The sequence below is a fragment of the Sphingobacteriaceae bacterium genome, from assembly GCA_002319075.1.
Classification (GTDB): Bacteria; Bacteroidota; Bacteroidia; order B-17B0; family Aurantibacillaceae; genus Aurantibacillus.
This window is the reverse complement of record NVQB01000001.1, coordinates 3,450,325-3,463,245: the sequence shown is the minus strand read 5'-3', so window position 1 is coordinate 3,463,245 and position 12,921 is coordinate 3,450,325. Positions and strand designations below refer to the sequence as shown.

The window sequence follows — 12,921 nt, the reverse complement described above, 5'->3', positions numbered from 1 at the left end:
AAAAGCGGGACTTTCATCCCGCTTCGTTCTAATTTTCTTTCAGGCCTCTGCCCGTCTTATTGATTTTATTTTCTCGCTTCAGTTCGGCGATAATTTTATCGAGTACTCCATTTACAAATGTTTTACTATTTGGCGTACTATATTCTTTACTAATATCGATATACTCGTTTAAAGAAGCTTTTACAGGGACATTCGGAATGTAAAGAATCTCGGTTAGAGCCATTTCCATTAAAAGCATATCCATATTAGCGATACGGTCTACTTCCCAATTCTGAGTGTGTCTTCCAATAAGCTCTTCAAATTGCTGGTGGTAAATAATTGTTTTATTAAACAGAAGACTCATAAAATCCAGGTCATCCTTTTCGTCTTTTAACAAAGGCTGCATTTTAAATTCTCCGTTAAAATCTTCAAAAGTGCGAATCACAGAATTGAAGGCTACGAAAGTATCATCTGCCCAATGAATATTTTTGTCTTCGAACAAACCAATTAACACTTCGTTCTCACTTAAATACTCGGTAATGACAGAGATAATAAATTCACGATCTTCTTTAATACCAGGCTGATCTAAAGCCAGGTAGGTTTTATATTCTTCACTGTTACGTATTTCATTAAAAATACGACGCACGATATCACTGTCGTTTTGCCACGAAATTTTACGTTTTTCAATCTGATCTTTTAAGTCCTCATTTCTAGACATACTCGTTAACAAAGTATTATTCACGAATTTCAGATTCGGATCAAGGTCTTCAGCATTGGGACGGTGTTTATTTTTACTTTCATCAATTACCATTAAAGCCATGTGGTGAAGGTCGTTCACCAAAGCTAAGATGGAAAGATAGAGCTCCTGGATCTTGTCTAGACTTTTAAATAGTTCTTTTTCAAAGGTCATTGTATTTCCTTTTTCATGTTGAAAAAACGAGTACAGAGCCTGCATCACCTTTATTCTTAAAAATCTTCTGTTTAACATGTTGTTGTTTTTGACACGAGTTACACAAATTACACAAAGCGCGAAACATCGGTTCTGCTAATAAGTTAACGAGTCTTTTTTTTAATTATCCATATCACTAATCTTTAGAATCCTACCAAGGTATTCGTGCAATTTGTGAAATTAGTGTGTTTTCTATAGTACTGCATTAATTCGGGCGATTGCTTCTATGCGTTGCTCACCCAGGCGGTTAGCAGCCATATAAGTTGGAATGCCTTCTTTTTTTGCCAATTGAAATAAATTGAAAGTAGTATCGTATATTTTTTCCGCATGTGTCATAGCACGTTCTCTGTTGTAACCTTCGAGTTCGTAATACACATTGATAATACCTCCGGCGTTTACAACAAAATCGGGAGCGTAAAGAATACCTTGTTTGCCTACTGCTTCACCTTGAATTTTCTCGTCAGCTAACTGGTTGTTTGCAGCGCCGCAAATAATTTTACATTTTAATCTTGATAGAGTTTCTTCATTTACCGTTGCACCTAAAGCGCAGGGAGCATAAATATCAATATCTAAATCAAACATAGTGTCGGCTGAAACTACTTGTGCTTTGTATTTATCAGCAGCAGCTTTTAAACGCTCTTCGCTAATATCATTAATATAAACTTTGGCGCCTTCTTTAGTTAAGTGAGAAACTAACACTTCACCAACGTGACCGATACCTTGCACTAAAACTTTTTTACCACTCAGACTATCATTACCCCATACTTCCTTCGCACTTGCTTTCATGCTTACGTAAACGCCATAAGCTGTAACCGGACTAGGATCACCGCTGCCACCCATATTTTCAGGAAGTCCGCTCACATAATCCGTTTCCATTTTAATGATTTCCATATCGCGGCTCGTCATTGCCACATCTTCTGCCGTAATATATTTACCACCTAAGCTTTCTACGAATTTTCCAAAACGACGAAGTAACGCTTCACTTTTAATTTTTTTAGAATCGCCTATAATAACCGCCTTTCCGCCGCCAAGGTTTAATCCTGCAACAGATGACTTGTAAGTCATACCGCGGGATAAACGTAAAACGTCAGTTAAAGCTTCCATTTCGTTCTGGTAATTCCACATACGTGTACCGCCTAAAGAAGGACCAAGCACAGTGTTGTGAATGGCAATAATGGCTTTTAAACCCGTTGCATTATCGTTACAAAATAAAATCTGTTCGTGGTTATGCAGGCTCATTTGCCCGATAACCGGATTTTTCATTAAATCGGAATTAGTTAAGGTTTTTACTTCCATGATCGTTTTGTTCAAAGATTGGCAAATTTAGGGTAATTGGGCCAAATAACAAAAGAAATTACAGGTAAGCGACCCTTCCGGAACATTTAAACACTCAGAGATCATAGAAGGGATGAAACCACTAAACGCAGATAGGAACGCATAGATAAGAATGCTTTGCTGTTTTATTAGGCACAAAAAGCTAAAATATAGTATCTTCAACTTATAACTTTGTTTATTCAATTTATATATGATACTAGCCTTACCGAAACAACAAGATAGCAAAGGCTTCTATTCCTATATTCTCTGACGACGATAAAGAATAATCCGTTTAACTCACAGTTTGCACTAACTAATTCGCCCGCGAAATCTCTATGCGTGCTAAAGTGAGTACAAGGAATATCAATCTATGCCTTCTATGTTTCTATGTGTTTCAAAAAGGCAGATTGTTACTGCGTGAAAAGTAATACCTTTGTGTTGTGAAGCATCTTAAAGTATTAAACGCATATTTTTTAAAGTACAAATGGCACTTTTTAGGAGGTTTGCTGTTTGTTTCTCTCTCTACAATTTTTGGCACCTACCAGGGAGTGATCGTACGAAACGGTACCAATAAGATCATAGACATCATCAACAAAAATGCTGATGTTGACTCGATGGTTTTTATTCAGTATGGCCTTACCATTATTGGCCTGGCGCTTGTGAGCGGGCTCTTTATGTTCCTCATGCGCCAAACTACCATTGTGATGAGCCGCCACATTGAATATGATCAGAAAAACGAGATTTACAATCACTATCAGAATTTAGATACAGGTTTTTACAAACGCCACACCACGGGGGATCTTATGAACCGTATAAGCGAAGATGTTGGAAAGGTTCGCATGTATACCGGTCCGGCTATTATGTACATAGCCAATACTATTGTGACAACCGTTACCATTCTGATTTTTATGTTGCGCGTTAACCCCACTTTAACCCTTCTTGTATTTTTACCTTTACCTATTTTATCTTTTGTGATATATAAAGTATCTGACATGATCGGAAAACAAAGCACGAAGGTTCAGCAGCAATTAAGTGGACTTACCTCGCAGGCCCAGGAAAGCTTTAGCGCTATTCGTATTATCAAAGCCTATGCACGCGAGAATTTTTTTAAAGAACAAATGGAAGAAAAAAACGAAGCTTACAAAAACACTGCTTTAAAATTAGCTTCCATAGAATCTTTGTTTGCTCCGGTAATGGCTCTCATGATTGGCCTGAGCGTACTAATAACTGTTTGGTATGGAGGAAAACTAACCATTGAAAATAAAATTGAACCTGGAAATATTACCGAGTTTATTTTATATGTGTTTCGTTTAACCTGGCCTTTTGCTTCTTTGGGATGGGTAACTTCTCTGGTTCAGCGTGCCGCAGCATCGCAGCAACGTATCAACGAATTTTTGCAACAACAACCTACAATTAAAAATGACAATCTTGAAACTTATAAAATTGCAGGAGATCTTGAATTTAAAAATGTGAATTTTACGTATCCTGAAAATAACATTACCGCATTAAAAAATATTTCGTTCAAATTAAAACAGGGGCAATCCCTTGGTATCATCGGTCAGGTGGGTAGCGGTAAATCCAGCATCGTAAACCTGATCACCCGCCAGTACGATACAAGTGGCGGAGAAATCTTAATTGACAATAAAAACATTAAACAACACAATTTGCATTTGCTGCGAAAAAATTGTGGAGTGGTTCCCCAGGAAGTGTTTTTATTCAGCGATACTGTTGCTAATAATATTTCATTCGGAAGCCCTTATGCCGTTGTTGATCGCGAGCTTGTTGAGAATGCCGCTAAACAGGCCGGCGTTTATGAAAATATTTTAGGCTTTGCTGAGAAATTTGAAACTGTTGTGGGAGAGCGCGGTGTTACTTTAAGCGGTGGCCAGAAACAAAGAATCTCCATTGCCCGCGCCATTATTAATAAACCTCAGCTTTTAATATTTGATGATTGCTTAAGCGCTGTAGATAGTGAAACGGAAGAATTAATTCTGGGTAATCTCAAAAAAGAAATGAAAGGAAAAACAAGCGTGATTGTGAGTCACCGTATTTCCAGTATTAAAGCTGCTGATCTTATTCTTTATTTAAAAGAAGGCGAAATTTCTGAAATGGGAACGCATGAAGAGCTGATAGCACTAGGAAAAGAGTATGCGCATTTGAATAAATTACAGAGACACTAATACCCTGTAAGTAAAAGATTTCGCGCAGCTTTCTCACTGCATTTCTGATATTTTGAATAAGCTTTCGCGGCGCGCGTCCTTACACTTTCAGCAACTTCACCATTTACGTATCCTGATAAGGCATCATGCAAGGTATAGGCTTCGGGACACATTAATCCACTTGTCCATACAAGGGGATTTGCCTGGGTTTCTAAAAGATGTGGTTTAAAAAATCTTTTACTGTAACAGGCCAGAATAATACAGTCGCGTTTTTTTCCATCAGACCTATAACTACCATCGAGATCGAAATCCATTAAGCCGTCGTGACCAATGTAAGCTATAAGTTTAGCATTTCCGTATAGACCAAGCACTGCATCGTTTAATTTCAAATTATCTTTTGACTCCCCCGAACAACTTGCAAAAAAATCATGTGTGCACTTTGCAATATCCTTTCCATTGTAAGCGTCGGCCACGAGGTAAAAATTTTTGGACGTGTGTTTAAAGATCAGCCTTTCTAATTTAATTGAATCAATTTTTTCTGATTTTATAAATTTCCATTCCGTACTTTTTTTAAAATAAGAACGAACACCATAACCGCAGCCCCAGTAGAGATTGTTATCAGGATCTTGCCCGTTTCCAATCTTTTTAGGCACCGGAACAATACCTTGGTATTTATTATCACAAAGGGCAACCACAACATGAATTGTTGGAACAGTATCTTTTGAGGCTTGCTTTAGCGACGAAAAACTTCCACCCATTAAAAGGATAGACAACAAAATTGTAATTTTTATTTTCATGGTCTTATTTCACTTTTAAACCTTCTTTGTAAAACTCCCTATAAATTTCATATCCAATGTCGTTATAATAAATCCATTCGCCATTTTTTAAATATCCCACACCACCAGCGTAAAAACCAGAAAACTTCGCTCCCCCCAAAAAATACCAGTCAGAAGATTCAAACCCCTTTTTTATAACATTTCGTGCGGGCTGCGAAGATTCGAAACTCTCCGGCAAAAAACTTCCCTGTGCTATCATCACCCCTGTCTCCTGAAAAACTTTCCATGTGCCCATCCTGATATAGTAGGGTTTTCTTTCATAGTCTTTCACTGAATAAACTGTCCAGGTAGAAGAGTCGCGTATTGTTCGCTCTCCAGGTGCGACGGCCAGTTCTTTGTACCAGCCTTCTTCCCAAAAGTCTTTTTCAAAATATCTCTTTTCGAAATACGAAGAGTCTTTAAATACTTTCAGCCAATATAATTTGCCCTGCTGATCCCATGCTCTAAGCGTATCAAAGGAATGCCCCTTTCTAAAAAAAGATTCCGTTCGCTTTCGACCGTTACTATGAAAGGTAGTTAAGTGTTGTACAGAATCAACATTTCTTAACCTGATGAATTCAAGCTCATAAGCCTGGCCATCGCTTGTATACCTTAACTGGCAATGCACAATAACCTGATTTGATAAAATAAAAAAAAGTAAACACAGAGTTTTATACATTAAAAATTTCCTTCATAAAATAATGCGGCCGAATCTAAAAAGATACCAGTTAAAAGCTTTTATTTTAAACAGCTCCAGTGTCTTTCAAATACTCATTAATCTTCTGCTTCAGTAGCTGCATAGCTGCCGGTAAAGTTTCAATACCATGACCCACATTTTCTAAAATGCTAACCTCTTTTAAAGTGCTGATCTTTTCCTTTGCATTTTTAATCGACTGCTGGTAAGGAAACAATAAATCCTTGTCGCCTTCTATCAAATAAGTTGCGCATTTTACCTTTCGCAATTCCTCATTCATGTAGTAAGGTTTTTGCGTATTGTCTCTGTAATTTCTTAAAACATAAACTTCGTAGTCCACCAAAAGTTTAAGGCGTTCTTCAGAGAGCCAGTGATTGGGTTTGAAGAGTACCGCTTTCTCTAAAAATGTCAGAACGTTTTTTTCGGTTGGAGCAAAAATGGGCAGAATATTATAGTAGAGGTTCTTAGATGTTAAAGAAAACGGTTGCAGGCAGCCTGGATTGAAAAGAAATGCCGCTTTTACTTTTTCAGGTGCCACTATTCCTAATTTCATGCAAATAAGTCCGCCAAAAGATGCACCTGCAACAAAGGCTTTAGAAATACTTAAGGTTTCGAGCACTTCTGAAGCCCACTCACCGTAGCCTGACGACTTAATATCAGGTGTATTACCGTCGCTAAGATTGGGCAATCCATTTGTTTCGATAAAGTAAATTCTGAACTGATCTTCAAGAATTTTTAACCCATTATCCAGATCAAAAAAAAGCGCACTCGTTCTTGCTCCTGGAAATAGCACAAGGGGCTCAAGATCTTCTCTGTCAAGATTTAAACCATAAACCTGTGTTGTTCCCAACGAAGTAGAAATCTGGAAACCAGAATATAGTTTTTCATTCATTTTCTCCAGCCGATCGACCCAGAGTTTTAACCAGGAATTAGCAGCTGGTTTATTCTTAAAATAGGAATGTCTTGTAATAGTCATTATAAAATAGGGCGCTTAACAAAAAAAAGGCATTCAACCCGTAAGGTTCGACACTTACTTTTAATGTATGCCAGATAATAAAACGGGGATTAACAACTCGGCTTAAACCATTTTATTTTTATCTTCTTTCCTGGTTCTGTACAAATGCGCAAGATCACTAATAAGTACACCAGCCAAAAGACCAATTGCCAGAATCGTTATAAAAAGAACTGGACGTACTTGTTCGTGTCCGTCGAGTCGTAAAAAATTGCCAATTGAGAGTACTAAGAATAATGCAACGATTCCTCTGATTCTTTTTTTGTCCATAATTGAGTTTTAATACCACTAAAGATAAGAAAAGACTTGTGCTGAGCTCACTTTTTGTAACGCTTCCAGAACAATTTTTTCTGGTAAGGATAAGTACGGTGTTTAGGAATATTGTTTACAACAAGCGCCACCGCCAGCAATATCAATACTCCCGACAGTACAGGTGAAAAAACATAAAAAAACCCAAGAGCCTTTATTTTTTCAGAACCTATATTTGCGATGAGGGCCGTTGCTCCGCCGGGCGGATGAAGGGTTTTGGTAATCTGCATGCCGACAATTGCAAGCGAAACAGCCAGTGCTGAAGCCACCCACAATTGATCCGGCAACAGCTTATGAATGCAAACCCCCACGATGGCTGAAATTAAATGCCCTCCAACCAAATTTCTGGGTTGCGCCAAAGGACTGTTAGTTGCTCCAAAAATTAATACTGCACTCGCACCAAAGGATCCGATTAAGAAAACATTATCCATCTCGCCAAACCGCGTGCCTTGAAGAAAACCAACGAGTCCTATACCAATGAAAGCGCCAATAAAAGTCCAGAGGTGATCAATAGGATCTACAATAGTTTGTTTGTAGATCACATATTTTGCAATGCGGTAATTACGTTTTAAATGTTGTGTTACCATAAATCTTTAGGTCGACTATTGTTTGCCCCCAAGATAGACATGAACTCCTAAAGATATACTACTCACGTTTAAATTTAAATTAAGATTATTTGATTTGGTTTCCGATACTTTCTCTCCATTATATGAATTATCAGTTTTTTGCGACATGTAACTCAAATTTCCAAAACTAGCTTCCAAACCAATTCTTGGTCTTATAAAATAAACGATGCCCGGACGCAAACCAATTATAAAGCCAGGCCCTTTGTCAACGCGTCTGTTTAACTGCGAGGGTTGTGCGTTTGGCTGATAAAAATCCCTTGTTTCATAACTCCCTGTCAAATAACCGCCCCTTAGTTCTCCAAAGAAACCAAACGTATTGTCAGCAAATAATTTATAACCGCGTGCAAACCCTCCGAAAGAACTTTGATTTTCTTCTGTGTCATACAATCGTATGTAGTTGTTCCCCACTTCGTCGCTGTTACTGGTGTACGAGCGATGCGCCGCAAAAATTCCAATTGCGAAATTTTGCGCTACAAAATACCCTGCATCCAAAGAAAGACTTAGACTTTTGGACTCCGATTTTTGATTCTGGTTAGGGTCTACCGTGCCCGTCCTGTCGTTTTTAGTCTGATAATAGCCAACATCACCACCAAGGAGAACTGTTCCCTTGTTTAGCTGAGCATTCATGAAATGGGCACTTATTACAAGGCTGGATAAAAATAGTTTTTTCATAGCTGTTTCATTTAGTTACACAAGTATACCAAAGACTATCGGCAGCTACTTTTTTCTTAACACTTTTTATAGCCACGCTGCGTTCCAACAGCAACTAATTATCATTTGTTGTGGCTTTTTAACAAAGTGTCCCAGGTTATATGACACAACACGTGACATTTTAAACTTATTTTTTTCCAAATTTTAATGTCAGAAAGTTAGATTTTTCTTTCACCATCTTCTTTCTTGGCATTCCTCTCCATCATACCATCTAACAATTGCAATCCCAGCAAACCATTAATGGGGCCGTTGCTTCCGCCTTCTCCACCTGTAATTAATATTTCGGGGATGATTTTTATTTTTTCTTTCCCGATCGCTTCTGTTACTTTTAATTTGGTAAAGTTATCTCCGCCCATGGCACTAACAGATAATTTATAAGCTTCGGCGTTAGACTTACCAATAGCAAGAATTTTTTGCGCTTCCGCATTCCCTGTCACTGAAATCTTTTCTGCCTCCGCGTTTGCTAAGGCTTTAATTTTCTCCGCTTCTGCATTCGCTGTTACTTTTGTTTTCTCAGCATCTGCTGAAGCAATAATTTTCAGACGATCGGCTTCTGCCACAGAAGATATTTTTACACCGCTCGCTTCCCCGGTTGCTTTCTTAACGGCCGCATCTGCTATACGTTCTGCGATCAATACACCTTGATCTGCTTTCACTATTTCCTTTTGCATGTCCGCCACAGCTGTTTCCTTTTCTAAAGTCTGGCGGGTAATCTCTGCGCGTTTTTGTGTTTCAAAGGTGGTGTTTTGTTCTTCGGCGATCTTACGATCCGTTAATGTTTTCATCAAGCTATCCGGTGGCACAATGTCTCCGATCAAAGTATCCACGCCGTTTACGTTGTACTGATCAAGCACTTCACTGATACGTTTTTTCGCTGCATCCTGTCTTTCTTTACGGGTACTTAAAAAAGCGATTACATCACTATCTTGCGCCGAGTTCCTAAAATAATTGCCAATAGTGGGTTCCAGAACCTGTCCTACAAGATTAACCATATTTCCAAACCGTGCTATAACTTTTGGTGCTTCGTTTGTTGGAATGTGGATGATTTGTGAAACGTCGAGATTGAACGGGAAACCGTCCTTACTGCGCACCGTAATAGTGGATAAATGTTTATCGAGCTGATGCGCTTCGCTGCGGGCATTTGCCCAGTTTAGTACCAGGTTAGTGGTCGGAACTAATTCCACACGCATTATAAAAGTATTGATCGGGTATTTGCCGGGCCCTAATGGTTCTGCCCATACGCCTTTTTCACCGCGGCTTACGATGTTACCATGTTTGAATTCAGCTCCGCTTAAATCTTTTCCTTCGCTTCCTACATACGAAATAACAACCCCCACATACCCAATCGGTATCTCTGTCATTTTAATTTGTTCAACTACAGCAAACCAGGGATTCAGATAATAAGAACCGGCCAAAATAACCTGCGGTTGCAGACCTTTATTTCCACCGCGTGATAAAAAAGCATCACTATCCTGGAAATTATTATGTCCATCCATGTTTTTCCCGGCTATGCTACCTTCTTCAATTTGAGAACCATCAAGCGTAGTTACAACACCAACCATATTATCGGTAACAGTAAACATGTCCACCGAAAAAATCTCAAATAAAAATGTGTTGATACGGTAAGTTCCTGCCGTAATATAAGCCGATTGTCTTCCTTTTCTTCCACCATTATTTAAAAAACTTACAGCATCCTGATAACCATCACATTCTACTTTTCGCGCGAGAATGTGACCGGTTTCTAATTCCTTTCCATCTTTCGCAACAATTAATCCAATCTTTCCCTGCGGAATAATGGTGAGCGCCTGTAAAGTGATTTCATATTGCCAGATCCATTTCCAGAAGTAAATTCCCGGGGCAAAAGTCTGCGCCTGAAAGCCCGCTTCCCCCTGTACGGCAACGATTCTGCCCGGAGGTAATTCTGATTTGCCAAAAAGGACGAATTTTTTGGTAACGAGCCCGATTTTATCTTCCGGCACAATAATAATTCCGAATAAACGAAAAACGAGTTTGTAAAATATGAGCATTAAAATGGGAATGATTACCCACCAAAATCTTGCAATAAATTCCATGTGTGTCTATTTTTTTAGGTTGGGGTAAATGTATTTGTTTGTTGCACAGACGTGAGTCAATCTTATAAACATTTGTTAGGGCTTTTTAACATTGACACGTAAACAACCTTTTAATTTGTGAGTAATTTAGCTTTAGCATTCATTTACTTTTGATCATGACTTCTAATATGACTAAGCTTTTCGCACTTTTCTTCTTGCTTTTTTTAAATACACTTCTTCTGGCACAGGAGGATGAAGATGCCAAACCTAAAAAATACTGCAGCGAAGAAATTTCCAAAAAGGCAATTGCTCTTTATGAAAAAGGATTAGATAAAAAAAAATATAAAAAGCCTGAACGCCTTGAATTTTTAAAAAAAGCTATGGAAATGGAACCAGATTTCGCTGAGACCTATTTAGCAGTGGGGCAGGAATTTATAAAGACAAGTAAGATAGACAACAAGCCTTTTTCACCAAGTGTACCATTTTTCTATAAGGCTATAGGCCTTTGTCCACAAATACACAGCGAACCTTATTATTACATAGGTTATGACTATTACGAAAAAACAAAAAACGACTCGGCCATAAAATATTTACAAAAGTTTCTTGACTTTAAAGATGAAGATGAATCAAAATTTGCCAAAGACTGGAAAGAGGAAACTTACCAGGCAAAAATGATGATCAAGTCGGCAAAAAAAGAAATGGGTCTTAAAAAAAATGTGCAGTTTGATCCGAAAGTGGTAAGAGGTGTGTCAACCGAACGTGATGAATATTTAGCCTACATTTCTCCCGATGATAAGAGTTGTTATTTTGTTAGACGCGTTCCTTTACAAAGCATGAACCGTGTCTCGGCGAGCGATGCAGAGAAAGAAGTTTTCATGATTTCAAAACGTTCTATTGGTGGCGAATTTGATAAGGGTGAGGCCATGGGAGTTCCGTTTAATACAAGCGATGATAACCAGGGTGGTTGTAGTATTTCTATCGATAATAAAAGTTTGTACTTCGCGATGATGCGCCAGGAAGGTTTACCTCAACCGAATTGCGATCTTTATGTCAGTGATTTTGCAAATGGAGAATGGGGTGAGATTCGCAAACTAAGTGCAAATGTAAATGACCGCAAATACTGGGATAGTCAGCCAAGCATTGCTTCCGACGGACTTACACTTTATTTCGCAAGCGATCGTCCGGGTGGATATGGTGGAATTGATTTATACTATACGGTAAAAGATGTAAAAACAGGGCAATGGAGCGTGCCCCAAAATCTAGGTCCGACCATCAATACAAAAGGCGATGAAAAAACACCTTTTATTCACAGTGACAGTGAGACTCTTTATTTCAGCAGCACAGGACATTTTGGATTTGGTGCTTACGATATTTATTATTCCCGTAAAAATGAAAAGGGCGAATGGGAAGAACCTGAAAACATTGGTTCACCTATTAACGGTTACACCGACGATACAGGTTTTTTTGTAAGCAGTGATGCACAAACAGGATATTTCTTCAGTTACGATGAAGGCAAAGTAAGAGGCCGAGGCGTTGGGAAATATGATTTGTATGGCTTTCCACTTTATAAAGAGGCTCGTCCGCAGCAAACATCTTTTATTAAAGGAACAGTGAAAGATAGTTCAGGCAATCAAATTACGGGAGCAGCAATTGAGATTAAAGATGTAAAAACTAAACAAATTTCTTACGCAACGGTAGACAGTGCTACAGGAGATTACATGATTGCAGTGAAGAAACAAAAAAATGACATTGTTTTAACGGTAAAAAAAGATGACGTTGCTTTTAATGTGAAGATCATTAAAATGAAAGACGTGCCACCTGTTAACTCAGAACCTACAGTTGTGAATATTGAGGTAAAAGAAGCAAAAGAAGGCGGACGTTTTGTAATTGATAATATTCTATACAACACTGCCAGCGCCGACTTAAAACCCGAAAGTCGCATTATCCTTGAAAGTTTTGCAGGCTACTTAAAAGAAAATCCGAAAATTAAAGTAGAGATTCAGGGTCATACAGATAATATTGGCAATCCCAAAGACAATGAGGCCTTAAGTACAAATCGTGCCTTTACTGTAAAAGCTATTTTGGAAGAGTTTGGAATTGAAGGCAAGCGTATAACAGCTAAAGGATTCGGGCAGACAAAACCGATTGCAGATAATCTTTCTGAAGAAGGTCGCGCTAAAAATCGTAGAACGGAATTTCAGATTTTGGAGAAATAAGTTGCAGGCAGACACGCTAAGAGCGTAAGAAACAATGCGGCGCCCTGAGATGCAAAGCACGTAAAGAAATTAAGGGATGAGGAACT

The 12,921-nt window shown here is 38.4% G+C and carries 11 protein-coding genes; 2 read left to right on the top strand and 9 right to left on the bottom strand.

Annotation, left to right across the window (positions count from 1 at the left end):
• Positions 1 to 28 precede the first annotated feature (28 nt).
• Together nusB and CNR22_15020 are read right to left on the bottom strand one after the other, a co-directional pair.
• Entirely contained in the window at positions 29 to 967 is a 939-nt protein-coding gene (gene nusB, locus CNR22_15025) for a transcription antitermination factor NusB (GenBank protein ID PBQ33033.1), read from the bottom strand.
• 153 nt (positions 968 to 1,120) lie between these two features.
• A complete protein-coding gene (locus CNR22_15020) occupies positions 1,121 to 2,224 on the bottom strand; it encodes a leucine dehydrogenase (GenBank protein PBQ33032.1) in 1,104 nt (367 codons plus the stop codon).
• 458 nt (positions 2,225 to 2,682) lie between these two features.
• On the opposite strand from CNR22_15020, the gene CNR22_15015 reads away from it, so the two are divergent.
• The gene (locus CNR22_15015; protein ID PBQ33031.1) at positions 2,683 to 4,422 is read left to right on the top strand and encodes an ABC transporter; all 1,740 of its coding nucleotides are present in this window, start codon (positions 2,683 to 2,685) and stop codon (positions 4,420 to 4,422) included.
• Here the strand turns inward: CNR22_15015 and CNR22_15010 are convergent.
• The 7 genes from CNR22_15010 to CNR22_14980 form a co-directional block, all read right to left on the bottom strand.
• On the bottom strand, positions 4,419 to 5,198 hold the full coding sequence (locus CNR22_15010) for a hypothetical protein (GenBank protein ID PBQ33030.1): 780 nt from the start codon (positions 5,196 to 5,198) through the stop codon (positions 4,419 to 4,421). The two genes, CNR22_15015 and CNR22_15010, sit on opposite strands and share 4 nt — an antisense overlap.
• A 4-nt stretch (positions 5,199 to 5,202) precedes the next feature.
• Positions 5,203 to 5,895: a hypothetical protein gene (locus CNR22_15005; protein PBQ33029.1), complete on the bottom strand. Its 693-nt coding sequence runs from the start codon at positions 5,893 to 5,895 to the stop codon at positions 5,203 to 5,205.
• Positions 5,896 to 5,959: 64 nt separating this feature from the next.
• Positions 5,960 to 6,886 (bottom strand): alpha/beta hydrolase, encoded by a 927-nt coding sequence (locus CNR22_15000; protein PBQ33028.1) that lies wholly within the window; start codon positions 6,884 to 6,886, stop codon positions 5,960 to 5,962.
• 102 nt (positions 6,887 to 6,988) lie between these two features.
• Positions 6,989 to 7,192: a hypothetical protein gene (locus CNR22_14995; protein ID PBQ33027.1), complete on the bottom strand. Its 204-nt coding sequence runs from the start codon at positions 7,190 to 7,192 to the stop codon at positions 6,989 to 6,991.
• A 47-nt stretch (positions 7,193 to 7,239) separates the two neighbouring features.
• A complete protein-coding gene (locus CNR22_14990) occupies positions 7,240 to 7,818 on the bottom strand; it encodes an HPP family protein (protein ID PBQ33026.1) in 579 nt (192 codons plus the stop codon).
• Positions 7,819 to 7,833: 15 nt separating this feature from the next.
• Complete coding sequence (locus CNR22_14985) at positions 7,834 to 8,529, bottom strand: hypothetical protein (GenBank protein PBQ33025.1); 696 nt, start codon at positions 8,527 to 8,529, stop codon at positions 7,834 to 7,836.
• Between the two features lie 197 nt (positions 8,530 to 8,726).
• A complete protein-coding gene (locus CNR22_14980) occupies positions 8,727 to 10,640 on the bottom strand; it encodes a band 7 protein (GenBank protein PBQ33024.1) in 1,914 nt (637 codons plus the stop codon).
• Positions 10,641 to 10,795: 155 nt separating this feature from the next.
• On the opposite strand from CNR22_14980, the gene CNR22_14975 reads away from it, so the two are divergent.
• Positions 10,796 to 12,835 carry a hypothetical protein gene (locus CNR22_14975; protein PBQ33023.1) on the top strand — a complete coding sequence of 680 codons (2,040 nt, stop codon included), beginning with the start codon at positions 10,796 to 10,798 and terminating at the stop codon, positions 12,833 to 12,835.
• Positions 12,836 to 12,921: the final 86 nt, after the last annotated feature.